We start from the raw sequence: 22,313 nt of genomic DNA on the forward strand, positions 1-22,313 counted from the left end.
CTCAGTCACGTACCAGCGGGGCACCCGCGTCCCGCCAGGCGATGATCCCCCCGGCCAGACTGCGTACGTCCGGGTGGCCCATCCGGGTCAGCAGGGCCGCGTAGCGGGCGGACTGCTCGCCGACCGGACAGGCGAGCAGCACGGGCTGCCCCTTGCCGAAGGGAAGGCCGCCGCGGACGAGTTCCTCGAAAAGCTCGTCGACGATGTTCACCGACGCCTCGATGTGGAGCGCGGCGTACGCGAACGGGCCGCGCAGGTCGATCACCAGCGGCCGCCGTTCCTCGATCCACTTCTGCGCGTCGGCCACGTCGATGACCGGGGCCGTACGGATCTCGGTGTCCGTCAGGGTGGCCACCGAGTTCCGCCCGGGCGGCCTGCCGAACAGTTCCGGGCGGCGCTGCCGCACGTAGCCGAGGTAGCCCTCGGCCCGGTCGCAGACGATGAACACGGCGGTCCTCCGCCCGGTCAGCCCGGCGTCCAGCGGGCGGAGATGGCGAACGGCCCCGAAGTACGCGGCTCCGCCGGTGGGGCCGGCGAGCAGACCGCACCGGCGCAGCAGCGTCACCATCCCGTCGATCGCCTCCTCGGAGCTCACCGCCTCGATCGTGCCGTACGTGGCGGGGTCGAAGATGCCGACCTCCTGCACCTCGTCGGCGGTGCGGATGCCGGGGATGAAGTCGGACTTCTGCCCGACGAGTCCGACGACGCGCACGTTCGGATCGTGGGCGCGCAAGGCCCTCGCCACCCCCGTGGACGATCCGGCGGTACCCACACAGGCGATGAACCAGTCGGGGGCGCGCCCGTCCAGGTCCGCGATGATCTCGGGTCCGGTGCCGGTCGCGTGAGCCTCGGTGTTGCGGGCGTTGAAGTACTGGTCGGTGTGCAGATGGGCGCCGCCCGGTTGGTTCAGCTGCCGGTGGAACACGGTCAGCGGGTCCTCGGTGTCGTGCGGATCGAGGCATTCGCTCTGCCCGGGCAGCTCCTCGATCTCGGCGCCCAGCAGCAGGAGCAGTTCCCTGGTCTCCGGGATGCGCATCCGGTTGGTGACGCTCTTGAACGGCAGGCCGTGGATCCCCGCGATCAGGGCAAGCGCCTTCGCGGTGTTCCCGCTGGACAGCTCCACCACCGTCTCGCCGCGCTCCCGTGCGCCGGCCAGCCCGTGGCGGACCATGTTCCAGGCGGCCCGGTCCTTCAGCGACCCGAACGGATTCAGCATCTCCAGCTTGGCGTACAGGTCGATGTTGCGCAGGCCGTGCACGGCCGGGGAGATGCGGACCAGCGGGGTGTCGCCGATGGCCTCGATGACGCTGTCGTACCTCACGCGATCCGTCCCCCCGTACGTGTGACCGGCCAGTACTCCTCGTCGAGGCACCAGTTCCAGGATCCGCCCTGCTCCGCGACCGCGACCTTGCGCGCCACGGGCTGCCCCTGCGCGCGGGTTGCGCCGAAGTCCATGCAGTAGCCGGCGGTGTTGGCGAAGGCGAGCAGGTCGCCCGGAGCCGGCAGCCGCGGCAGGAACACCTTCCGACGGGTGATCAGATCAGCCTCCAGGCACAGGTTTCCCATCAGGTGCACTGCCACCGGACCCCGGTCCGGTGCGGGGGCGCTGCCACGAGGGACGAGCAGCGGATCCATCAGGACGCCGTGGTCCTCCAGACTGACGTCACCGGCGTTCATCGCGAGCCGGACCAGATGGTCGCCGGTGTCCGTGCCCCGTACTTCCAGCACGGTGGCGAGGGAGAGGCCGCACTGGTCCACCAGTGCCCTGCCGGGCTCGGCGTACAGGTCGTGCAACCCCTCCAGGAGCAGGGTGCCCAGCGGGCGGCCGAGGCCGGCCGCAGGGCGGGAGAGGAGGTCGTCGAGGTATGCGGCTCCGGTGACGGGCCGGTACGCCGGGTACAGGCCGAGCGCCCCCTTGAGGGTCCCGTTCTCGACGCGCAGACCGTAACCGTGCCCGCCCCATGTCAGGGGCGGGCGCCGGCCCATGACGGCCTCGGTGAGCCCGGTGGTGTAGCGCTCCCACTGCGCGGCGTGGGCCAGGTAGCTGACGCCGAAGCCGCCGCCCACGTCGATGACGCGTGGCTGGTGTCCCCGTATCCGTAACTCCTCCATGGCGCGCAGGCACCCTTCCAGGGCGGTCGCCTTCTCGTCCACGCTCGTGGTGTCGAGGTGGTAGCCGACACCGATCGGTTCGAGTGCGTCCCGGTGCCGTTCAAGCAGCCCGAGCAGCGGGGCGAGCAACTGGGCGGGCGTACCGAAGCGACTTTGCCGGGAGAGCGTCCTCCTACCGTTCGTCCCGAACTCCGACAGCCTCAGCAGGACCCGCAGGCGCGGCAGGCCGTGGGCCCGGACGATCCCTGCCGCCTCCTCCAGCTCCGCAGCCCCGTCGGCGTTCACGCTCGTCCCGGTGCGTGCGGCGAGCCACAGGAACTCCGCTTCCTTGGGGCCCGTCGCCACGATCCGGTCACCCGTGAAGCCCGCCCCGAGACCGTGCTGCAGTTCCCCGAGGGAGGCCACGTCGAGACCGGCGTCGGTCGTGGCGAGCGCCCGGACCAGGGCGCTGGAGAGGTTGGCCTTGTGGGCGAAGCAGATCCGGCCGGTGAGGCGGTGGCGGCGCAGGACCGTACGGAAGGCCGCCACGTTCTCCGCGAACTGCTGGGGCAGGACGAGATTCAGGGGGGATCCGAGCCCGTCCACGAGCATGTGCAGGAACGCGGACGAACCGAGCAGGGCCGCCATGCGAGGTTCCAGCCGTGGCTCCAGGTACAGCGGTGCGTTGCTCATCCCAGCTGTTCCTCCCCGACGAGGAATGCGTACCGGTTTCGGCGCACGGCCTCACACCGTAACCCGCACCGCGCGAATAGTGGGGCCGTCGGGTGCGGAGGGGCTCCTTCACACCGTCGGACGGCTTGATTGCGAGGGTCGGAGCACCAGGCTCATGAGGATCTCGTCCCGGTCGTCGCCCGGTGCCACCCGCAGCGCGCCGGGCCATCGGCCCACTTCCACCCAGCCCAGGCGCCGGTAGAAGTCCTCCAGCCCGAGGCCTGCGCGCGCGGTGAGCCGCAGCCGTTCCAGTCCCATCTCCGCCCGGGCGATCTCCTGGACCCGCCCCATCAGGGCGGACCCGATCCCGCGGCAGCGGAACCGAGGGTGCGTCTGGACGTGGTTGACCGTGCCGCAGTGGGCGACCAGAGGGTGCGGATCGCGCCGGATCACCAGCCAGCCGGCGAGCGCACCTCCGGCGGTGGCAGCGGCATCCCGTCTCACCGCGGCGTCGCATGCGTGCGGCGGATGTCCAGCTCCAGGAAATGGGCGGAGCACGAGATGCACGGATCGTGGTTGCGGACGGCCCGCTCGCACACCCTCGCCACTTCTTCGTCGGTGCTCTCTCCGCGGTCCAGACAGGCCTGGACGGTCCTGCGCAGATCCTCCTCGATGGCGGCCTGGTTCTGCGCGGTCGGCGGAACGAGCCGCGCGTCGGTGACGCGACCCGAGGCGTCCAGCACGTAGCGGTGGTACAGAAGCCCGCGCGGGGCCTCGGTGGCGCCGTGCCCGGTGCCGGCGCAGGGCGGCACGGCCACGTACGGGCGTGCCGGCGGCTCGTAGGCGTCGATGATCCGGAGCGCCTCCTCCACGGCGTAGAGCACCTCCACGGCACGTACGAGGATGCTGCGGTAGGGGTTCCTGCAGACCGCGCCGGCCGCGACGCCGGGTGTCCCCGGCCGCGCCGGGGGTGCGCCCAGGCCGGCTTCCCGGGCCGCTTCGAGCGCCAGCGGCGAGAGCAGGTGGCCGCTGATGGCCCAGCGGGCGAGCGAGCCGGTGAGATGCCTGCGGCCGTCCAGCCGGGAGTGCAAGGCCGTGGAGTGCGCGACCTGGGTCTCCGCGACATGGTCGTTGAAATCCCGCAGGGGGAAACCGCGGGGCCGGAGCGGTTCGCCGTACGGCAGTACGGTCGGGACCCCGGACTCGATGGCGTAGGTGCCGCTCTCGGCGAGCGCGAACAGGTCGGCGTCGCACTCGGCGTCGGGGAAGTCGAACCCGGCCACCCAGCGCAGCGTGTCCCAGGCGTCGTCGAGGGCGGCGCGCAACCGCTCCGCCAGGGGCCGGAGCCGGGACCGGGTGGGCGTGCGATGGAAGCCGCCGAGGCGGACGTTGACGGGGTGGATGGCCCGCCCGCCGAGCAGTTCGACCACCGCGTTGCCGGCCTGTTTCAGGCGCAGTCCGCGTTCGACGTGACCCCGGTGGGTACGGGACAGCCCGATCACGTCGTGGTGGCCGAGGAAGTCGGGTGCGTGCAGCATGTGGATGTGCAGGGTCTGGCTCTCGATCCACTCGCCGCAGTACAGCAGACGGCGCAGGGCGGCCAGCTGCCCGTCGACGGTGACGCCGCATGCGTCCTCGATGGCTCGGCAGGCGCTCATCTGGTAGGCGACGGGGCAGATCCCGCAGATGCGGGAGGTGAGGTCCGGGGGTTCCGTGTGCGCTCTGCCCCGCAGGAAGGCCTCGAAGAAACGTGGCGGTTCGTAGATCGCCAGGTGCGCCTCGGTGACGGTGCCGTCCTGGACGAGCAGGCGCAGCGCGGTCTCGCCCTCCACCCGGCTGACGGCGGGAATCCGCAGGACCCGGGATGCGGGCAGGTCCGTCACTGCGTGCCTTCCTCGCGTGCGGGGACCGGCCCCTGGGTCTCCACGGCGGTGAAGGCCGTCACGTTGTAGGTGTGCAGGAACCGGCCGGTGTCCTCGGCGCTCATCCCGTCGCGGTGGAGGAGCGGGATGAGCGCGGGCAGGTTGGTGGTGGCGGCCGGACCGAAGCAGCCGTAGCAGCCGCGGCCGTAGGCGGGGCACAGAGCTCCGCAGCCGGCGTGGGTGACGGGTCCGAGGCAGGGGGTTCCGTGGGCGACGGTGACGCAGACGGTGCCGCGTCGTTTGCAGGCGAAGCAGACGCTGTGGTTCGGGATGCCCGGCTTGCGTCCGGCGAGGAAGGCCGTGATGACCTCCACGAGCTGCCCGCGGTCGATGGGGCAGCCGCGCAGTTCGAAATCGACGCGCACGTGGGCGGAGATCGGCGTGGACGTGGCGAGGGTGGCGATGTACTCGGGGTGGGCGTAGACGGTGGCGAGGTACTCCTCGACATCGGCGTGGTTGCGCAGTGCCTGGATGCCGCCGGCGGTCGCGCACGCGCCGATGGTGACGAGATGGCGGGATTCGGCGCGGATGCGGCGGATGCGGTCGAGGTGTTCGGGAGTGCTGACCGAGCCCTCGACGAGTGCGAGGTCGTACGGCCCCGGAGCGGTATCGCTGGACGCCTCCGTGAAATGGGCGATGTCGAGTTCGGCGGCGATGGCGAGCAGCTCGTCCTCGCAGTCGAGCAGGGTGAGCTGGCAGCCGTCGCACGAGGCGAACTTGAACACGCCGAGCCGTGGACGGGCGGACTGGGGGGGTGGGTCAGGAGGGTGCATCTCACAGCTCCCGCACGGTGAGCAGGGATTCGGCCCGGTCGTAGCCGACCACCGGGCCGTCGCGGCACAGCAGCAGGGGACCGAGCTGGCAGTGCCCGCAGTGACCGGTCGCACAGCGCATGTTGCGTTCGAGGGACACCTGGATGTGTGCGGCGTCCATGCCCCGGTGCACCAGGACGCGTGCCGTGGCCCGGATCATGACCTCGGGGCCGCAGACGAAGGCGGTCGTGTCCGCTGCCGTGAAGCGGGCTTCACCGATCAGACCGGTGACGATTCCGACCCGGCCCGTCCAGCCGGCCGAGGGCCGGTCGACGGTGATCTCCGCGAACGGGTTCCGCCAGGAGGGGGCTTCGTCCGGATACAGCAGGTCGCCCGGACTCCGGGCACCCACGCAGACGTTGAGCCGTCCGTACGCCTCCGGCTCGGCCAGCACCGCGTCGATGAGGGGCCTGAGCGGGGCGAGACCGATGCCGCCGGCGACGACGAGCACATCCCGCCTGCGAGCGGCCGTCGTGTCCCAGCCCGTGCCGAACGGGCCGCGGACTGCGACCTGGTCACCGGGCCCGAGGCCGCACAGCGCTCGCGAGACCGCTCCGACGGCCCGTACGGTGTGGACCAGCCGGCCGCTGTCGAGGATCCGGGACACGGACACGGGGATCTCGCCCACGCCGAACGCGTACACCATCGCGAACTGCCCCGGTGCGAAGGCGGCGAGAGGTCCGTCGGAGGGTGCGAGCGTGAGGGTGACGGTGTCACGCGTCTCCTCCCGCCGGTCGACCACGCGGTAGGGAAGGGGTGTCAGGGTCATGAGGCGGGCCCGTTCGTCGGCGGCCCGTACAGGTCGAGCAGCCGGGTACGTGTCGCCCTGAGCCGCTCTCCGATGGTCTCGGCGACGAGGGTGACCAGGGCCAGGCCCAGCGCGGGCCGCTCGGCGCACAAGGCGCGTACCGCGGTGGCGTCGAACTCCCAGGCGCGGACGGCGTCCCGGGTCTCGGCGCCGAGGTGCCACTGCCGTGGCGGACACAGCCACGACCAGCCGAGCAGGCCGTCCGCGCCGATCGTCTCGACGACGGCGCGGCCCCGGCCGGGGATGTCGATGTCGAGTGCGACGGTTCCCGAGCACAGGATCCAGAAGCGGTCCGCTTCCTCGCCCTCCTCGAAGACGCGGGTGCCGGCGGGCAGGACGACGGTGCGGGCGAGCGAGGACAGTGGCTCGCGCTCGCCCGCAGGCAGAGCGGCGAGCAGTCGTGCGCCGCAGGGACGGTCGGCAGACGTGGTCACGGCGCGTCCTGGCTTCCCCCGGCTTCCCGGTGGAGGGCGTGGGCCTCCTCGGTGAGGTCGATGCCGGTGGGGCACCAGACGACGCAGCGGCCGCAGCCGACGCAGCCGGAGCTGTCGAACTGGTCGTGCCACGTACCGAGTTTGTGGGTGAGCCACTGGCGGTAGCGGCTACGGGGGCTGCTTCGGACGGGACCACCGGGCAGGTGCGAGAAGTCCAGGTCGTAGCAGGAGTCCCAGCGGCGCCACCGCTCGGCGTGGTCGCCGGTCAGGTCGGTGACGTCCTCGGTGGTCGTGCAGAAGCAGGTCGGACAGACCATGGTGCAGTTGCCGCAGCTCAGGCACCGGGCCGTGACGTCGTCCCAGCGGTCCGCCTCCAAGGTGTCGCGCATCAGCGTGCGCAGGTCCACCGGCGGCATGGACCGGCCCATGCGGTCGGCGGCCTCGCGCACTCCGACGACGGCAGCGGTCCGGGTCGCGTCGTCGACGGCGCGTCGGGGGAGTTCCGCGAGGACGCCGGCTCCCTCTTCGGTCCCGCTCCTGCACAGGAAGCGGTGGCCGTCGTCGTCCACCACCTCGGTGAGGGCGAGGTCGTACCCGGCGTCCGCGGCCGGTCCCGTACCCATCGAGACGCAGAAGCAGGTGGCACCCGGCTCGGTGCACTCGACGGCGATCAGGAAGGTTCCCGTCCGCCGGGAGAGGTAGGCCGGATCGCGGTATCGGCCACCCGCCATGACCCGGTCCAGGATCCGGATGGCCCGCAGGTCGCAGGGCCGCACGCCGAGGAAGGCGTAGGAGACCTCCTCCGGTCTCTCCTCGCGCACGGTCAGGCCGCCACCGGGTGCACGGTCCGCGGACCACTGGCGGACCCGCTCGGGGTGCAGGAACGACTTCCACGACTGGGGGCCCGCACTGTGCGAGAATGCGGCCCCGTCCTCACGCCGAACGAGCCGGTAGGTACCCGCTTCCAGCTCCACCCCCCACCCGTAGGGCAGCGCGGTGGCAGAGCCCAGCTCGTCGAGGACGATCGCCCCGTCCCGTACGGTCGGTCCGATCACCGTACGGCCACGGCCTTGCAGGACCGTCACCAGCGCGGCCAGACCACCGCGGTCGAGCACCGCCTCGGTCATGCGGTCGGGGGGCCGGCGGTTCTCCGCGGGGTCGTTCATGGTCTGCCTCCTGTCCGTGCCCCGTCACCGACGCGAGGCAGGGTGCATGTACGACGGCGTCGACCGCCCGCGGGGGAGCCGTACCGCGCGATTGCGCAGGATCAGGGTGCCAGGCAGGTGGCCTGCGGGCGGTGACCGTCGTCCGGCGAGTCCCGGTCGGTGGTTCGGCCTTCCCGGGATCGGGCGTCGTCGGCGGCCGTGCCGTGGCGCTCGATGTCGGCGGTGATGCGGCGGATCAGTCCCGGTACGACGCGCGCCACGGCGGGAGTCATGCCCGGCCCGGGCGTAAGGTCCGCCCCTTCGACCGCGTACACGATCAGGCGACGGGGAAAGCGGCCGAGTGCGCGGCCCAGATCCACGGCCTCGGCGAAGCCCAGTCCGTGCGTGCTGTGTCTCGGTGAGCCGGTCGTGCCCGGTCGGCCGTCCACGGCATCGTCCCACCGGTGCGTGCGCCCCGGCTCTGCGGCGGGTGGAAAACACGCATCCACGACGATGGCCAAACCGGCGTTCTCCCACAGTTCGATCAGGCGCCCGGGATCCCCGTCACACTGCGCGACGACGACACCCGGGGGCAGCCGACGTTCCCCGGCCCGGCGCTTCAGCAGACCGGCCACGGTCCATCCGACACCGTCGTCCCGGCGGAACTCGTTGCCCAGGCCGATGACCACCGTCCCGCTGCCTGCCTCCATCGGATGCTCGATCCCCTTCCGCACTCGGCCCGTGGCGGTGTCCTGCACGGCTCACACCGCCACCGTACGGCGTTGCCGGGCGCGGGGCCCGCAGGCCGGGCACCCCGACCGGATCCCGGCGGACGACGTCCGCTGCTGTGACGCCGTCGTACTCGGCGGGCCCCGGTACGCCGGCCGATGGAGCGGCGAGGCCGGGCACCGCGCGGGACGCGACGAGAACCACCCCGGCCGAGTGGCACCCCACCGCTCACCGAGGCGACGGTGGCTCTTCCCGACGCACTCGCCCGGCAGGCAGAAGCGGGCGGTGAGCCGCTTCGCCGACCAGTTCCTCCAGGACGTCCTCCATGGTGACGAAGCCGATGACCGACCCTTCCGGGTCCGCGACGGCCGCGAGATGGGTACCGGCGGTGCGCATGGCGGTCATGGTGTCGTCGAGGGGTGTGGACCGGTCGACAGTGGTGACGACGTGCAGAGCCTCGCGCCGGAAGGGCGCGGTGCGCTCGGTGGCGGCCAGGGCGTCCTTGATGTGCAGAAAGCCCAGGATCTCGCCGCCGGGGCTGGTGACGACCAGGCGGGAGAAGCCGTGCTCGGCGGCGACTCGCTCCAGTCCGCGCGGGGTGACGTCGTGGTGGACAGTGACGAACTCGGAGCGCGGGATCATGATCTCGTCGACCGTGCGGGTGCCGAGTTCGAGGGCGTCCTGGAGGCGTTCGCTGTCCTGAGCGTCGAGCAGGCCCGCGTCGCGGGAGTCCTTGACCAGCCGGGCGAGTTCGTCGTCGGTGAAGACCGAGGCGACCTCGTCCTTGGGCTCGACCTTCAGCAGGCGCAGCAGGGCGTTGGCGAAGGCGTTGATGCCGAAGACCAGCGGGCGCAGCGTCCGGGTCAGGGCGACCAGGGGCGGGCCGAGGAGCAGCGCGGTCGGGGCCGGGGCGGCGAGCGCGATGTTCTTGGGGACCATCTCGCCGACCAGCATGTGGAGGTACGTGGCCAGGGTCAGGGCGATGACGAAGGCGATCGGGTGGATCAGCGCCTCGGGGACGCCGAGGGAGGCGAAGGGCGGTTCCAGCAGGTGGGCGATGGCGGGTTCGGCGACGGCGCCGAGGACCAGCGAGGAGACGGTGATGCCGAGCTGGGCGGTGGCCATCATCGCGGACAGGTGTTCCAGACCCCACAGGGTGGTCCTGGCGCGCCGGTCGCCCTTGAGAGCGGCCGGTTCGATCTGGCTGCGGCGTACGGAGATCAGCGCGAACTCCGCGCCCACGAAGAAGGCGTTGGTGACCAGCGTCAGCGCGCCGATCAGCAGCTGAACGGTGGTCATCGGACGTCCTCGTCGGTCTTGTCGACGGCGGCGGGCGCGGTGATCGTCACCCGGTCCGCACGGTGGTGGTCGACGTCGAGCACGGACAGCTCCCAGCCGTCGACGTCGAGGGTGTCGCGTTCCTCGGGGATGCGTTCGAGGCGGGCGGCGATCAGGCCGGCGAGGGTCTCGTACGGGCCCTCGGGCGCCTGGAACCCGAGCTCTTCCAGTTCGTCGAGCCGTACGCTTCCGTCGGCTTCCCAGACCCGCCGGCCGTCCTCGTCCGGGGCTTCGATGAGGTTGGGGACCTCCATCGGGTCGTGTTCGTCGCGTACCTCGCCGACGACCTCCTCGACGATGTCCTCCACGGTGGCGACACCGGCGGTGCCGCCGTACTCGTCGATCACCACGGCCATGGTGCGGGCCTGCCGGAGGCGGCCCAGCAGTGTGTCCACCGGCAGGGAGTGCGGCACCAGCAGGGGTTCGGTCATCAGGTCGATGATCGGGGTGAGGGGCCGCTTGTCCTCGTCGAGGGCCAGTACGTCCCGGACGTGGACGGTGCCGATGACCTCGTCCAGGGAGTCCCGGTAGACGGGGAACCGGGAGATTCCGGTGGCCAGGGTCAGGTGCGCGGCGTCGAGCGCGGTGGCGTGGGCCTCCAGCGCCTGAACGTCCACACGCGGGGTCATGACGTTCTCCGCCGTGAGCTCGCCCAGGTGCAGGGTCTTCACGAACAGCTCGGCGGCATCGGCTTCTATCGCCCCCTCGCGGGCCGAGTGCCGGGCCAGGGCGACCAGCTCCTCGGGGGTACGGGCGGAGGCGAGCTCCTCGGCGGGCTCCAGTCCGAAGCGGCGCACCAGGCGGTTCGCGGTGTTGTTCAGGTGGCGGATCAGCGGCGCGAACACGGCCGTGAAGGCCCGCTGCGGACCGGCCACGACCTTGGCCACGCCCAGCGGGTGGGAGATCGCCCAGTTCTTCGGCACCAGCTCGCCGACCACCATCAGCACGATGGTGGAGAGGGCCACGCCCAGCAGGGTCGCCGTGGTGGACACGGCCCCTTCGGGCAGCCCGAGCCCGGTGAGCGGGCCGCGCAGCAGCGCCGACACCGAGGGCTCGGCGAGCATGCCGATCACCAGCGAGGTCACCGTGATGCCGAGCTGGGCGCCGGACAGCTGGAAGGTCAGCCGCTTGGCGGCCTTCAGGGCGCTCTCGGCGCCGCGCTCACCTGCCGCGGCGGCGCGTTCCAGCTCGCCGCGCTCGACGGTGGTCAGGGAGAACTCTGCGGCGACGAACACCGCGCACGCCAACGTCAACGCGAGAGCGAGGAGCAGCAGCAGGATCTCGGTCACCGTGCCACCCCCGCTCCCGGATCGAGGACCCCATGGGTGTCCGGGTGGGACGTGGCACGGCAGGGACTGGGAGGTTCACCCATAACGGGCCGCTGCTCCATTCGCTCTCAGCCGGACCGGGCGGTCCGGACGGTCGTTCGGTTGCGGACAGTATCCGCGCCTGTTTGGTAAAGGGCAAGTAAAGGGGGTTCTGCCTGCCGGGGGCGACCCTTTCCGGGCCCTTTCCGGGCCGATTCCGTGGCGACGCCCCGTGGCCCCCTCGTTACTCCTATGCTTCTACATGTGTGTAGATTCTGTCATCGGCGATCTTCGCGTGTCGAGCCCGTCCGTGCCTGTACGGGCGGCAACGACGGGCGGAGGTATGGCCGTTGGCAGCGCGCACGTGCCTGCTGGCTCGTAATCAGGGAGGGAAGATCATGGCTTCGATCGATCTCGGCGGAGTTCTCGACAAGGCGTGGGCGGACAAGAGCCTGCCGGAGATCCTGGAGGCGCCCGTGGACGCCCTCAAGGGCGTCAGCGAGCGGCAGGGCGCGCTGCTCAAGGAGGCGTTCGGCATCAAGACCGTCGCCGACCTCGCCGACCTCAAGTTCGCGCGATGGGCCCAGGCCCTCGCCGCGCTGGACACCGCGAAGTAACACCGCACCCCGGGGGTGCACCCCCACCCCGGGGTGCACCCCCGAACGCCCCGGCGGCCTGGCGCCGCCGGGGCGCCTGCCTCTGTGAACCATGACTGAAGGAGTGAACGCCACGATGGTGTTCAAGCGACTGCTCGGCTCGATGGGCGTCGGCGGTCCCACCGTCGACACGGTCCTCGACCCCGTGAGCGCCGTCCCCGGCGGCAGCCTGTCCGGCGAGGTCCGCCTCACCGGAGGCCGCGCGGACTTCGACATCGAGCACATCACGCTCGAACTCGTCGCCCGTGTCGAGGCCGAGAGCGAGCACGGCGAGCACGACGGCGTCGCCGTCTTCGAGCGCTTCACCGTCGGCGGCGGTTTCCGCCTCCACGAGGGCGAACACCGCACCGTTCCGTTCGCGGTCTCGCTCCCCTGGGAGACCCCCGTCAGCGAGCTGCACGGCCAGGCCCTCGGAATCCTCCTCGGCGTACGCACCGAACTCGGCGTGGCCGGGGCCAAGGACAAGGGCGACCTCGACGCCTTCGCCGTCCGCGCGCTGCCCGTCCAGGAGGCGGTGCTGGAGGCTCTGGGGCAGCTCGGCTTCGGATTCAAGTCCGCCGACCTCGAATTCGGACGCATCGCCGGCACCGGCCAACAGCTGCCCTTCTACCAGGAGATCGAGCTGGCCCCCGCCCCGCAGTACGCCCACCAGGTGAACGAGATCGAGGTCACCTTCCTCGCCTCCCCGGCCGGCGTGGAGGTCGTCCTGGAGGCGGACAAGCGCGGCGGCCTGTTCTCCGGAGGGCACGACGCCCTCGCCCGGTACACCGTCAGCCACGACCAGGTCGGCCGTACGGACTGGAACGCCGAGGTCGACGGCTGGATCCGTGCCCTGGTCGAGGCGCACGGCGCGCGCACGGCCCACGGGGCCCACGGCCACGACTCCTACGGGCACGTCGGCGGCAAGCACGACCACGGCCACGGCCACGGCCACGCGGGCCATCGCTCAGGCCCGGGCATGGGTACGGTCGTCGCCGCCGGCGCGGCCGGACTGGCCGTGGGAGTGGTCGGCGGCATGGTGGCGGCCGAAGTCGTCGACGAGGTGGGGGACTTCTTCGAAGGCGACGAGGACGAGGGTGACGACGAAGCCTGACGAGTCGCTGGTCCGGACACGGGCTGATCCTCGGGTCGCCTGCCGGCCGGAGCCACTCGTGGGGCCGGCACCGAGACGCGAAGGGTGAACGTGCAGGAGACGGCCGTACTCGACGGCGGCCCGGCGGAAGGGCTGCGGATGCGTGTCGCGGGCCGGCCGGCGGTCGTGCAGGTGACATACCCGTGCGAGCTGGAGGGCCCGGCGACCGGAGCGAGGGCCGCCGCGCTCTACGTGTACCGCCTCGACCGCCGGGTGAAGGAGGAGCCCCTCCGGTACCGCTACGACGGCGCGAGCCCATGAGCGCCGTCGACGCCCGGCAGGAACAGCGGGGCCCGACCGGCCTCTTCACCGACAACGAGAGGGAACTGATCATGTTCGACAGCCTGAAGGGCTTGGTCGGCAAGGCAACCGAGCTGGCGACGGAGCACAGTGAGGTCCTGGCGCAGGGGCTGGAGAAGGCGGCCGACGTCGTGGACGAGAAGACGGACGGCAAGTACAGCGACCACATCGACACCGGCGTGGACAAGGCGAAGGGCTTCCTCGCAGATCTGGGTGAGAAGTCCCGGTAGCGTAGCGACCCGTCGGGCCGCGGGCCGCCGCCGCTCAGGTGGAGAACGTGGCCGCGTGCAGGATGAAGTAGAGGGTGACGGCCGCGTTCGCCGAGGACAGGGCCGAGGCCGTGGCCCCGCCCGCCGCGGTCCAGACCGCCAGGCCGACCCGGGTGAACGCGGGCGGCCAGGCCCGGCCGGCGGGCGCCGGACCCAACAGCGCCGCCACGCGTCGCGGTACCGGCCCGGCCACCGCGAAGTGCGCCGCCGCGGGAGTCGCCTCGCCGCGCGAGATCAACGCGGCCTTGCCGATGGCCCGCGCCACGGTCCGCCTGCTGCCGATCCGGGTCGCGGCCTCCTCGTCGGCCCATCGCTCGGAGGTGTAGGTCACGGCCGTGCGCAACGGTCGCAGGAAGGGGTTCGCCCGGGCCGCCAGCCGCACGACCAGCAGGAACAGGTGGTGGCGGCAGCAGAGATGGGCGCGCTCGTGCGCGAACAGGGCCCGCCGCTCGCGGGAGGTGAGCGCCGCGAGCATGCCGGTGCTGACCACGATCCGGTCCTGGCGGCCCGGCAGGGCGTAGGCGTACGGGGCGACGTCCGGCAACACCGCCACCGATCCCGGCCGAGCCGTACGAAGGGCTGCCTCCGCATGGCGCCGTACCCGCCGGTGCCGATGCGCCGTGACGGAACAGGAGACCAGTACGGTCAGCAGCGCCGGGATGGCGAGCCGTCCGGCGACCTCGTCGTACGGGACGGCCTCCCGGACCTCCGGGTCCGACCAGCTGTCGGGCAGGGGATTGCCCGGGAGTTGCGCCGTGCCCACGACCATGAGCAGGGCGAGGCACAGCGTGCTGCAGCAGGCCAGTACAGCGGCGATGACGGTCAACAGCCGGGTCGCGGTGCGCGGGTGGAGATGCTGTTCCGCCAGGCGCGCGATCGGCCAGGCGGTGAGTGGAAGGACGAGCGGCAGGAAGACGAAGACCCCCATGGCGTCAGTCTCCCCCCTCCTCGCCCGCCTGGGCCAGCAGATCCCGCAGCAGCTGCTCGTCCCCCGGGGGGAGGGCCGTGACGAAGCTGGTCAGTACCGCGTGGCGGTCCTCCTCGCCGTCCAGGACCTTCCGCATGCGCAGGGCGGCAAGCCCGGCCTCGTCGGCGACCGGCGTCCACTGGAACGACCGGCCGACCCGCCGGCGCGCCACGGCGCCCTTGGCGTACAGCCGGGTCAGGATCGTGATCACCGTCGTGTACGCGAGCTCGCCGCCCAGGCGCTCCTGGACCCAGGCCACGGTGACCGGTTCCGCAGCCTCGCCCAGGGCGGACAGAACGGCGATCTCGAGCTCGCCCTGTCCGCGCCGGCGTGTGTGCCGCCCGTCGCCGCCTGTTCTGTGCTCGCCCGTCATGCCCGATGGCCTCCATCTGCCGCGCCCCGCCCGTGGTGCCGGAGCGGTTCATCGTACTGACCGACGGTGCTGACCCCGCGGCACGCTGCCGTTTCCCCGGTGCTTCGCCTGCGCTGGTGAACCTGACCCGAGCGGGCCCTGCATGTTTCTACATTGCTGTAGATTCACTGTGCAGCGGTGCGCGAGCACACAGGGAATCGAGGAGTCGCCGTGTCCGGCATCAGCGAGATAGCAGTCTTCCTGATTCTGCTGGTGCTGCTTCTCGGTGCGCGGAAACCGCCCGGACTCGCGCGGGCCATGGGCACGTCCGCCCGCATGCCCGAGAGGGAGGTGCGCGCGGCGGACGACGGGTCTGCCTCCGGACCGAAGCAGGTGATCGAGGCGACGCCCACCGACGTGATCGACCCCCGGCCGGACAGCGGCCCTTCCCGAAGCTGAACCCACTGAGGAGACGAGTGTGTCGGAGACCTGGTTCGCGATCGGTCTGGCCTCCGCAGGAGTGCTCCTCTCCATCGTCGGCGCCGCGCTCTACGTGCTCCCCGGCCCTGGAATCCCGGTGCTCGCCATTGGCGTGACCCTCCTCGTCGCGGGTGTCGGACTCCTCGGCGCGGACGCGGGACGAGGCTGAGGCCCGGCGGTCCCGCCCACGGTGCTGCCGGCCCCTCAGGTCAGCCGCACCGTCCCTGCCGCTTTCACGTGGGAGGGCTGGACCGGGAGCGGGGACTCACCCCCCGGTCCGTTGTCCGTCGTCCGTGCGGTCGTCCTTGCGGGCTGCGGTGCGTCCTGGTCCTGGTGATGGTCCCCGGCGCGTTCGAGGAAGCGCAGGAGTTCGACGGGGAAGGGCAGGACCAGGGTGGAGTTCTTCTCGGCGGCCACGGCCACGACGGTCTGCAGAAGCCGCAGCTGGAGCGCGGCCGGCTGTTCGGACATGACCGCCGCGGCCTGGGCGAGCTTCTTGGATGCCTGGAGCTCGGCGTCGGCGTTGATCAGCCGGGAGCGCCGCTCGCGGTCGGCCTCGGCCTGCCGGGCCATGGAACGCTTCATGCCCTCGGGCAGGGAAACGTCCTTGATCTCGACCCGGTCGATGGTGACGCCCCACTCGACGGCCGGACTGTCCATCATCAGTTCCAGGCCCTGGTTGAGCTTCTCCCGGTTGGACAGCAGTTCGTCGAGGTTGCTCTTGCCCAGGATCGAGCGCAACGAGGTCTGCGCCATCTGCGATACGGCGAATCGGTAGTCCTCCACGCGGATGATCGCGTCCACCGGGTCGACGACCTTGAAGTAGATCACCGCGTCCACCCGGACCGTCACGTTGTCCCGGGTGATCCCGTCCTGGGCCGGCACCGGCATCGTGACGATCTGCATGTTCACCTTGTGCATCCGGTCGACCACGGGAACGACCATGGTGAACCCCGGCCCGCGGACGGAACCCATCAAGCGGCCGAAGCGCAGTACGACCCCGCGCTCGTACTGCCTGATCACCCGGGCGGCGGCCGCCACGTACAGCACTGTGCCGACGCCCACCAGTGCCAGTACGGTCAGCAATGCCTCCAGCATGACAATCACCAACAATCACCAGATTTTATTTCTTTTTGGGATTGTGCCCACTGGGAGTGCGAGGTAGGCCCGTGATGCCGCCCGGGCCTCAGGAGGGGCAGTCGACGCAGGTGAGGGCGCTGGTGCTCGCAGCTGAGTCCGCATGTCCTGTCACGCTCTGTGCGGGTCGGGGAGCTGGCTGTACGTGCGGCGTTTGGTAGGCCGGTGGTCGCGCCGCCGTGGAACCGGAGACGACTTCCGACCGCACCGACCTGTCGACGGACGAGGGGACCGGCTCCCACGTCCCGTGCTGCCGTTCGTGGCCCGGTTCACAGGCGAACCCGCCGGGGCAACTGTCGTTCCGGCGGTGCATTCTTGATCGGTGTCGAATCTCTCGCGGTCCCAACTTCCCATGCCCGGTGGCTGGATGGTCGTATGCGGCGATGACGGTCTGGCCAGGCGACTGGCCGTCGAACTCCGGGACGTGTACCGGGAGCGTGTGACGCTCGTGGTGCCCGAGGCCCGCGCACCGCAGCCGGCGGTGGGGCGACGGTCCGGGTCGGCCCTCGGACTGCTCAGCCGCGTACCCATGGCCAGGCACGCCCGCGTCGCGGCGACCGAGCAGACGGACCCGCACCTGCGTGTCGTGGAAGGGGCCGAGCCGGACGAAGGGCTGCTGGCAGCGGCCGGAGTCGAGCGGGCCGCCGCACTGGCGCTGGTGTACGAGGACGACGAGACCAACGTGCGGGCGGCTCTGGTGGCCCGTCGGCTCAACCCCAGGCTCCGGCTCGTGATCAGGCTCTACAACCGGAAGCTGGGGCAGCACCTGGAGGAACTGCTCGACCAGGCGGCGATCATCGCCGAACCAGGACTCGATCTGCGGGAACTCGACTCGTCGACCACGGTCCTGTCCGACGCCGACACCGCTGCGCCCGCCCTGGCCGCCTCTGCTGTCGCGGGCACCAGCAAGATCGTGCAAGCGGACGGGCTGCTGCTCCGGGCGGTCGAGCGCACCCCGCCGGGCCGGGGCCAGGTCGCCGACCCGGGGTTGTGCACCCTCGCCCTGCTCTCGGCGACCACGGGCGACCCGGCCGGCACGGAGGGCTCGGAACACAGCGGTGACCGCGGGCCGCAACTGCTGCCGGACGACCGGGCGGTCGCCGCCGCTACGGGCCGCGGCATCGTGGCCCTGGAAGCCGTGTCACATGTCGGCCCCGTCGTGTCGGCGGGCCGTTTGGCGGGGGCGACGCTGCCCGTCGCCTCGCTGTTCTCCCGGCGCCTGCGGTGGTCCCTGGCAGGGATCGTCGCAGCCGTGGCCGCGCTGGCGGTGGCCTCCTGGATCACGACGGGGGACCACCCCCTGCACGCGGCCTACATCACGCTCCTCGACATCTTCGCGATCAACGACCCCGCGGTGGAGGAGCCGGCCGAGCGCAAGACACTGCAGATCCTGGCCGGGTTCGTGGGCCTGCTCCTGCTGCCGGTGCTGGTGGCGGCGGCCCTGGAGGGACTGGGGGCGTTCCGGACCGCGACCGCGCTGCGCCGGCCCGCCCGCCGGACGTCCGGGCATGTCGTGTTGCTGGGGCTCGGCAAGATCGGGGCACGGGTGCTGGCCCGGCTGCGGGAGCTCGAGATTCCGGTGGTGTGCGTGGAATCCGACCCGGAGGCCAGGGGCATCGAGCTCGCGCGCCGTCTGCGCGTACCGGTCGTCCTCGGTGACGTGACCGAGGAGGGCGTGCTCGAAACGGCACGGGTCGGCAAGGCGCACTGCCTGCTCGCCCTGACCAGCGCGGACATCACGAACCTGGAGGCAGCCCTGTACGCGAGGGCGGTCCGGCCCGATCTGCGGGTCGTGATGCGGCTCTACGAGGACGACTTCGCCACCGCCGTGTACCGCACCCTGCGCGCCACCCACCCCGACGCCCTCACCCGAAGCCGCAGCGTGACCCACCTGGCGGCACCCGCCTTTGCCGGCGCGATGATGGGCCGGCAGGTACTCGGGGCGATACCGGTCGAGCGCCGCGTGCTGCTGTTCGCCGCCCTGGTGGTGGCGGGTCATCCGCAGCTGGAGGGGCGGACCATCGCCGAGTCGTTCCGGCCCGGCGCCTGGCGCGTGATCGCCCTGGACACCAGCGCACCCGAGGACCGGCGCCCCGATCTGGCCGCTGCGCCCGGGGACGGCCGACTCCCCGAGGCGGGCCTGGTCTGGGATCTGCACCCCGGGTACGTCCTCAAGACCCAGGACCGGGTGGTGCTGGCGGCCACCCGTCGTGGTCTCGCAGAGCTGCTCGGGCGCGGCACCGTCTCCGCCTCCGGGACGCGAGAAGGCTGATGCCGGGAGCCGAGCGACCTCTCCGGCCGCAGGGCGTCGGGCTCTTGGGTTCGGGCGCACTGTTGACGCGTCGCCAACAGCAGTCAGGGGAGCGCAAGATTGCCGAATTCCGGCATGAGAGCGACGGGTAGTCGGCTCGTATCGTGGGCAGCCGCACCAGAGAGGTACCCATGAACGGAAATCCCATCATCCACGCCATCGTTCTTGCGGCGGCGACGCTCCTTCTGCTTCCGCTCCCGGTCGCACTCCTGCGAGGGTGGACTCCCGAAAGGCTGCGCAGCCGAGCCGTGGCCAGGTCGTACGCCTACGCCATGCTCGGTCTCTACGCGCAGGCCTGCCTGAACACCGTGCCGCGCATGCTGGATGCCCCCGCCGGTCTGACCACGGCGTGCACAGCCGCAGGGGTCGGGCTGGCCGTCGCCGCGGCGGTGTACTTCATGCAGGCGGCGCTGCGCGCCCGTCGCCCGGATCCAGCGGGCCGGCGATAGGGGCACGGAGGCTCACGTCCTCGTCCCGCGAGGCCCCGCGTCGCGGACTGCGCGCACCGGCGTGAGCGATGCCGCCCGGTAGCCGTCGGCCGCGGTCGCAGCGAGGACCGATCGAGCCTGGCGTGTCACGAGCGCACTCATGGTCCCGTGCGGCATGTTCTCCTCTGCGGGCGATGTCCCGGAAGTCCCGATTCGAGGAGTCTGCGGAGGTGTGCCTTGGGTGCGAGCGGAAGCGGGCAGAGCGGTTCCGAAGACACCCCGCGGCCCGTTCCGCACAATGCGGTACCCGCACGTCCCGGGCCGCGGGAGGACCCTGTGCCGGCCGCTGCGGGTCGCGCCTCGGATACGGAACCGGAAGCGGATGAAACCGGGTCGAAGCGGTCGACGAGAGGTCGGCCGGCCCGGGGCACCGCACGGATGGCCGGTCCGCCGCCCGGGCCCTCGCGCCCGGATTTCTGGCGCAGCCCCTTGCGGGGCCCCTGGCTGACCTCGGTGCTCGGCCTGGTCCTGCTGGCGGGCATCACCGTCCTGTTCGTGACGGGTCTGCTGTCGTACGCGGCGTACAACCCGGACCTGTCGGCGGTGAACGACCAGACGCCCGACAAGGGATGGCTCGGCTTCTACCTGTTCTCCTGGCCGACGTCCCCGTACTGGCTCTACCGCGTCACCCAGGGCGTGCACGTCACCCTCGGGATCGTGCTCGTACCGGTGCTCCTGGCGAAACTGTGGTCGGTCATCCCGAAGCTGTTCGCCTGGCCCCCGGTACGATCGGTCGCCCACGGCATCGAGCGGCTGTCGCTGCTCCTCCTGGTGGGCGGCGCGGGTTTCGAGTTCGTCACCGGCATCCTCAACGTGCAGCTGCACTACATCTTCCCGGGCTCCTTCTACAGGCTGCACTTCTACGGAGCCTGGGTCTTCATCGGTGCCTTCGTGGTCCACGTGGCCTTCCGGCTGCCGAAGGCCCTGCGCGCGGTACGGTCCGGGCCGGGGGAGCCGGCGCCCGGTACGGAGGACGCGGCCGGACTGGTCTCCCCGCGCCCGGCGGCACCGACCATCTCCCGCCGGGGCGCACTCGGCATGGTCGGGCTGGGGTCGCTGGCACTGCTGGTCGTGACCGCCGGGCAGAGCGTGGGCGGCTGGTTCCGGCGGACGGCGCTGCTCGCCCCGCACGGGCAGGACCCCGGCTCCGGGCCCAACGGCTTCCAGATCAACAAGACCGCCGCGTCCGTCGGGATCCGGCCCAGCGACATCGGCCCCGCCTGGCGGCTGACCGTACGCGGTGCCGGCCGGCAGGTCGACCTGACGTACGACCAGCTGCTGGCCCTGCCCCAGCGCGAGTCGTCCCTGCCCATCGCCTGCGTGGAGGGCTGGTCCACCCTTGACCAGCAGTGGAGCGGGGTCCGCCTCACCGAGCTGGCCGCGCTCGTCGGGCTCGGCACGGACACCCCGCAGGTGTTCGTGGAGTCGGTGCAGCGCGGCGGGTCGTTCCGCGCCGTGGTCCTGCGCGACAACCAGGCCCGGGACCCCCGCTCGCTCCTCGCCGTGCGCGTCAACGGGGCCGTCCTTTCCCGCGATCACGGCTACCCCGCCCGGGTGATCGTGCCCGGGGCCCCAGGTGTCCACAACACCAAGTGGGTCACCCGCCTCACCTTCGGGGAGCAGCCGTGAAGTTCCACCTCCCGCGCGCGGGCAGGGTCGCCTTCCGACGCCGTTACGGTGCCTCCCCGCTCCACCTGCTCCTCGTCCTCGCCTCCTTCGCCCTCGCCGTCTACGCGGGCGTGCGGCTCCTGGCGGGAGACGCCTTCGGCGTGGCCCTCTGGTTCGTGGGAGCGGCCCTGGTCCACGACCTGGTACTGCTGCCCCTGTACGCGGTGACGGACCGGGCGGCGCAGGCCGTCTGCGGGACTTCCGGTGCCGGGGATCCCGTGGCGCGCGTGAGCGTCAACTACGTTCGCGTGCCGGCCTTCGTCGCCGGTGTCCTGCTGCTCGTCTGGTGGCCCCTCGTCTTCCGCCGGGTGGATCACTTCACGGCGTACACGGGTCTTCCCGCGGACGGGTTCCTGACGCGCTGGCTGCTGATCACCGCCGTTCTGTTCGCGGCCTCGGCGGTCGTCCTCCTCGTACGGATGTGGCACGGGACCAGGGCGAGCAGGCGTGCCGCGCGGGCTCAGGCGAAGGCGCGCAAGGCCAGGAAGTGACGGCCCTCGGCGGAGGACCACCGCTCGGTGGCGGTCCACCCCGACGCCCGGGCATGACGGTCCAGCGCCGCGGCGCCGACGGCGGCCCAGGGGAAGACCGCTCCCACGGGGCGGCGACCCACGTGGATGCGGACCCGGCGGCGCTCGTCCACGTCCTCCGCCGCGGTCTCCACCAGGAGCACCCCCCGCCCGTGCACGAGAGCCCTGATCCGCAGCAGCAGTCTGCGGGGATCGCCACCGATGCCGATGTTCCCGTCGATCAGCAGCGCCGTTCCCCACCCGCCCTCGTCGGGCAGCGGATCGAACACCGACCGGTGCAGGGCCGCGCATCCTCGGCTCACCGTGGCGCCGACCGCCGAAGGACACACGTCGATGCCGAGCGCGGTGTGTCCCCGACGGGTCAGCGCCTCCACGAGCCGGCCGGCCCCGCAGCCGATGTCCAGCACACGGCCCCTGCACCGCCGCAGTACGGCCCGGTCGCCGGCGTCCGCCGCCGCAGTCCATCGTTCGAGGTCCAGTGGCAGGTACCAGCCCTCGGCGTCGCGCAGCGAAAGATCACCCCGCTGCGTGCGGATCGCCGCCGCGTACGGGCCGGTGCTCCATCCTTCTCGGTCGTGGGCGGTCACGTTTCATGTGTCGCCACACGATCTGCCGGACTCGTTCCGGCCGAGGCGGATTCACCCGATCGGATCGCGCTCCGGTACCGCGTGCCCGGGGCACGTCTCCCGCCGGGGACCGAAGCCGTTCCCCCCGGTCGGACGGCGACTCGCGGGCAACCCCGGGCGGCGGACCTGGGCGGGGGAG

The 22,313-nt window shown here is 71.8% G+C and carries 25 protein-coding genes; 10 read left to right on the top strand and 15 right to left on the bottom strand.

Features of this window, described 5'->3' with window-relative positions; genetic code table 11:
- Position 1: 1 nt before the first annotated feature.
- From ACIPXC_RS03115 to ACIPXC_RS03165, 11 genes are all read right to left on the bottom strand, one after another.
- Positions 2-1,321, bottom strand: coding sequence for a pyridoxal-phosphate dependent enzyme (locus tag ACIPXC_RS03115; protein ID WP_401612942.1), 1,320 nt, complete (start codon positions 1,319-1,321; stop codon positions 2-4).
- On the bottom strand, positions 1,318-2,784 hold the full coding sequence (locus tag ACIPXC_RS03120; RefSeq protein ID WP_401612944.1) for a Y4yA family PLP-dependent enzyme: 1,467 nt from the start codon (positions 2,782-2,784) through the stop codon (positions 1,318-1,320). Before ACIPXC_RS03120 ends, ACIPXC_RS03115 begins: the two co-directional genes overlap by 4 nt.
- Positions 2,785-2,892: 108 nt before the next feature.
- Positions 2,893-3,321, bottom strand: a complete 429-nt coding sequence (locus tag ACIPXC_RS03125; RefSeq protein WP_401613120.1) for a GNAT family N-acetyltransferase — start codon at positions 3,319-3,321, stop codon at positions 2,893-2,895.
- Positions 3,264-4,646, bottom strand: coding sequence for a Ni/Fe hydrogenase subunit alpha (locus ACIPXC_RS03130; protein ID WP_401612946.1), 1,383 nt, complete (start codon positions 4,644-4,646; stop codon positions 3,264-3,266). Before ACIPXC_RS03130 ends, ACIPXC_RS03125 begins: the two co-directional genes overlap by 58 nt.
- On the bottom strand, positions 4,643-5,458 hold the full coding sequence (locus tag ACIPXC_RS03135; protein WP_401612948.1) for an oxidoreductase: 816 nt from the start codon (positions 5,456-5,458) through the stop codon (positions 4,643-4,645). The genes ACIPXC_RS03130 and ACIPXC_RS03135 overlap by 4 nt, the downstream gene beginning before the upstream one ends.
- A 1-nt stretch (position 5,459) precedes the next feature.
- Positions 5,460-6,266, bottom strand: a complete 807-nt coding sequence (locus ACIPXC_RS03140; RefSeq protein ID WP_401612950.1) for an FAD/NAD(P)-binding protein — start codon at positions 6,264-6,266, stop codon at positions 5,460-5,462.
- Positions 6,263-6,739 carry a cyclic nucleotide-binding domain-containing protein gene (locus tag ACIPXC_RS03145; RefSeq protein WP_401612952.1) on the bottom strand — a complete coding sequence of 159 codons (477 nt, stop codon included), beginning with the start codon at positions 6,737-6,739 and terminating at the stop codon, positions 6,263-6,265. Before ACIPXC_RS03145 ends, ACIPXC_RS03140 begins: the two co-directional genes overlap by 4 nt.
- On the bottom strand, positions 6,736-7,905 hold the full coding sequence (locus ACIPXC_RS03150; RefSeq protein WP_401612954.1) for a 4Fe-4S dicluster domain-containing protein: 1,170 nt from the start codon (positions 7,903-7,905) through the stop codon (positions 6,736-6,738). The genes ACIPXC_RS03145 and ACIPXC_RS03150 overlap by 4 nt, the downstream gene beginning before the upstream one ends.
- 101 nt (positions 7,906-8,006) lie before the next feature.
- The gene (locus ACIPXC_RS03155) at positions 8,007-8,594 is read right to left on the bottom strand and encodes a hydrogenase maturation protease (protein ID WP_401612956.1); all 588 of its coding nucleotides are present in this window, start codon (positions 8,592-8,594) and stop codon (positions 8,007-8,009) included.
- A gap of 247 nt (positions 8,595-8,841) precedes the next feature.
- A complete protein-coding gene (locus ACIPXC_RS03160; RefSeq protein ID WP_401612958.1) occupies positions 8,842-9,912 on the bottom strand; it encodes a hemolysin family protein in 1,071 nt (356 codons plus the stop codon).
- Complete coding sequence (locus ACIPXC_RS03165) at positions 9,909-11,240, bottom strand: hemolysin family protein (protein ID WP_401612960.1); 1,332 nt, start codon at positions 11,238-11,240, stop codon at positions 9,909-9,911. The genes ACIPXC_RS03160 and ACIPXC_RS03165 overlap by 4 nt, the downstream gene beginning before the upstream one ends.
- Positions 11,241-11,656: 416 nt before the next feature.
- On the opposite strand from ACIPXC_RS03165, the gene ACIPXC_RS03170 reads away from it, so the two are divergent.
- The 4 genes from ACIPXC_RS03170 (at position 11,657) to ACIPXC_RS03185 (ending at position 13,576) form a co-directional block, all read left to right on the top strand.
- Positions 11,657-11,875 (top strand): hypothetical protein, encoded by a 219-nt coding sequence (locus tag ACIPXC_RS03170; RefSeq protein WP_401612962.1) that lies wholly within the window; start codon positions 11,657-11,659, stop codon positions 11,873-11,875.
- Between the two features lie 115 nt (positions 11,876-11,990).
- Complete coding sequence (locus tag ACIPXC_RS03175; protein ID WP_401613122.1) at positions 11,991-13,007, top strand: sporulation protein; 1,017 nt, start codon at positions 11,991-11,993, stop codon at positions 13,005-13,007.
- A gap of 84 nt (positions 13,008-13,091) precedes the next feature.
- A complete protein-coding gene (locus tag ACIPXC_RS03180; protein WP_401612964.1) occupies positions 13,092-13,307 on the top strand; it encodes a hypothetical protein in 216 nt (71 codons plus the stop codon).
- Positions 13,304-13,576, top strand: coding sequence for an antitoxin (locus ACIPXC_RS03185; RefSeq protein ID WP_401612966.1), 273 nt, complete (start codon positions 13,304-13,306; stop codon positions 13,574-13,576). Before ACIPXC_RS03180 ends, ACIPXC_RS03185 begins: the two co-directional genes overlap by 4 nt.
- Before the next feature lie 34 nt (positions 13,577-13,610).
- Here ACIPXC_RS03185 and ACIPXC_RS03190 read toward each other — a convergent pair whose 3' ends face one another.
- Both ACIPXC_RS03190 and ACIPXC_RS03195 read right to left on the bottom strand, forming a co-directional pair.
- On the bottom strand, positions 13,611-14,543 hold the full coding sequence (locus ACIPXC_RS03190) for a M56 family metallopeptidase (protein ID WP_401612968.1): 933 nt from the start codon (positions 14,541-14,543) through the stop codon (positions 13,611-13,613).
- A gap of 4 nt (positions 14,544-14,547) precedes the next feature.
- Positions 14,548-14,955 (bottom strand): BlaI/MecI/CopY family transcriptional regulator, encoded by a 408-nt coding sequence (locus ACIPXC_RS03195; RefSeq protein ID WP_401612970.1) that lies wholly within the window; start codon positions 14,953-14,955, stop codon positions 14,548-14,550.
- Between the two features lie 210 nt (positions 14,956-15,165).
- Between ACIPXC_RS03195 and ACIPXC_RS03200 the strand changes: the two genes are divergently transcribed.
- Positions 15,166-15,393: a Sec-independent protein translocase TatA gene (locus ACIPXC_RS03200; protein WP_401612972.1), complete on the top strand. Its 228-nt coding sequence runs from the start codon at positions 15,166-15,168 to the stop codon at positions 15,391-15,393.
- Between the two features lie 19 nt (positions 15,394-15,412).
- Positions 15,413-15,583: a hypothetical protein gene (locus ACIPXC_RS03205; RefSeq protein WP_401612974.1), complete on the top strand. Its 171-nt coding sequence runs from the start codon at positions 15,413-15,415 to the stop codon at positions 15,581-15,583.
- A gap of 35 nt (positions 15,584-15,618) precedes the next feature.
- Here the strand turns inward: ACIPXC_RS03205 and ACIPXC_RS03210 are convergent, their stop codons facing one another.
- The gene (locus tag ACIPXC_RS03210; protein WP_401613123.1) at positions 15,619-16,512 is read right to left on the bottom strand and encodes a slipin family protein; all 894 of its coding nucleotides are present in this window, start codon (positions 16,510-16,512) and stop codon (positions 15,619-15,621) included.
- A 406-nt stretch (positions 16,513-16,918) separates the two neighbouring features.
- On the opposite strand from ACIPXC_RS03210, the gene ACIPXC_RS03215 reads away from it, so the two are divergent.
- The 4 genes from ACIPXC_RS03215 to ACIPXC_RS03230 all read left to right on the top strand — a co-directional run bounded on the left by ACIPXC_RS03215 (position 16,919) and on the right by ACIPXC_RS03230 (position 21,509).
- Positions 16,919-18,823, top strand: coding sequence for a potassium channel family protein (locus ACIPXC_RS03215; RefSeq protein ID WP_401613125.1), 1,905 nt, complete (start codon positions 16,919-16,921; stop codon positions 18,821-18,823).
- Positions 18,824-18,993: 170 nt separating this feature from the next.
- Positions 18,994-19,311 carry a hypothetical protein gene (locus ACIPXC_RS03220; RefSeq protein WP_401612976.1) on the top strand — a complete coding sequence of 106 codons (318 nt, stop codon included), beginning with the start codon at positions 18,994-18,996 and terminating at the stop codon, positions 19,309-19,311.
- Positions 19,312-19,728: 417 nt separating this feature from the next.
- Complete coding sequence (locus ACIPXC_RS03225) at positions 19,729-20,979, top strand: molybdopterin-dependent oxidoreductase (protein ID WP_401612978.1); 1,251 nt, start codon at positions 19,729-19,731, stop codon at positions 20,977-20,979.
- Positions 20,976-21,509 carry a hypothetical protein gene (locus ACIPXC_RS03230; RefSeq protein WP_401612980.1) on the top strand — a complete coding sequence of 178 codons (534 nt, stop codon included), beginning with the start codon at positions 20,976-20,978 and terminating at the stop codon, positions 21,507-21,509. The genes ACIPXC_RS03225 and ACIPXC_RS03230 overlap by 4 nt, the downstream gene beginning before the upstream one ends.
- On the opposite strand, the gene ACIPXC_RS03235 is transcribed toward ACIPXC_RS03230, so the two are convergent.
- Positions 21,479-22,135, bottom strand: a complete 657-nt coding sequence (locus ACIPXC_RS03235) for a methyltransferase domain-containing protein (protein ID WP_401612982.1) — start codon at positions 22,133-22,135, stop codon at positions 21,479-21,481. The genes ACIPXC_RS03230 and ACIPXC_RS03235 overlap by 31 nt on opposite strands.
- Positions 22,136-22,313 lie beyond the last annotated feature (178 nt).

Origin of the sequence: Streptomyces sp. NPDC090021, from assembly GCF_044748225.1 — a bacterium.
Classification (GTDB): Bacteria; Actinomycetota; Actinomycetes; order Streptomycetales; family Streptomycetaceae; genus Streptomyces.

What these genes read in the sequence shown, in the direction of transcription:
- ACIPXC_RS03120 (WP_401612944.1), bottom strand. Translation starts at nt 2,784, where the DNA reads ATGAGCAACGCACCGCTGTACCTGGAGCCACGGCTGGAACCTCGCATG.
- ACIPXC_RS03135 (WP_401612948.1), bottom strand. Translation starts at nt 5,458, where the DNA reads ATGCACCCTCCTGACCCACCCCCCCAGTCCGCCCGTCCACGGCTCGGC.
- ACIPXC_RS03140 (WP_401612950.1), bottom strand. Translation starts at nt 6,266, where the DNA reads ATGACCCTGACACCCCTTCCCTACCGCGTGGTCGACCGGCGGGAGGAG.
- ACIPXC_RS03150 (WP_401612954.1), bottom strand. Translation starts at nt 7,905, where the DNA reads ATGAACGACCCCGCGGAGAACCGCCGGCCCCCCGACCGCATGACCGAG.
- ACIPXC_RS03155 (WP_401612956.1), bottom strand. Translation starts at nt 8,594, where the DNA reads ATGGAGGCAGGCAGCGGGACGGTGGTCATCGGCCTGGGCAACGAGTTC.
- ACIPXC_RS03160 (WP_401612958.1), bottom strand. Translation starts at nt 9,912, where the DNA reads ATGACCACCGTTCAGCTGCTGATCGGCGCGCTGACGCTGGTCACCAAC.
- ACIPXC_RS03170 (WP_401612962.1), top strand. Translation starts at nt 11,657, where the DNA reads ATGGCTTCGATCGATCTCGGCGGAGTTCTCGACAAGGCGTGGGCGGAC.
- ACIPXC_RS03175 (WP_401613122.1), top strand. Translation starts at nt 11,991, where the DNA reads ATGGTGTTCAAGCGACTGCTCGGCTCGATGGGCGTCGGCGGTCCCACC.
- ACIPXC_RS03185 (WP_401612966.1), top strand. Translation starts at nt 13,304, where the DNA reads ATGAGCGCCGTCGACGCCCGGCAGGAACAGCGGGGCCCGACCGGCCTC.
- ACIPXC_RS03190 (WP_401612968.1), bottom strand. Translation starts at nt 14,543, where the DNA reads ATGGGGGTCTTCGTCTTCCTGCCGCTCGTCCTTCCACTCACCGCCTGG.
- ACIPXC_RS03195 (WP_401612970.1), bottom strand. Translation starts at nt 14,955, where the DNA reads ATGACGGGCGAGCACAGAACAGGCGGCGACGGGCGGCACACACGCCGG.
- ACIPXC_RS03210 (WP_401613123.1), bottom strand. Translation starts at nt 16,512, where the DNA reads ATGCTGGAGGCATTGCTGACCGTACTGGCACTGGTGGGCGTCGGCACA.
- ACIPXC_RS03215 (WP_401613125.1), top strand. Translation starts at nt 16,919, where the DNA reads ATGGTCGTATGCGGCGATGACGGTCTGGCCAGGCGACTGGCCGTCGAA.
- ACIPXC_RS03220 (WP_401612976.1), top strand. Translation starts at nt 18,994, where the DNA reads ATGAACGGAAATCCCATCATCCACGCCATCGTTCTTGCGGCGGCGACG.
- ACIPXC_RS03225 (WP_401612978.1), top strand. Translation starts at nt 19,729, where the DNA reads ATGGCCGGTCCGCCGCCCGGGCCCTCGCGCCCGGATTTCTGGCGCAGC.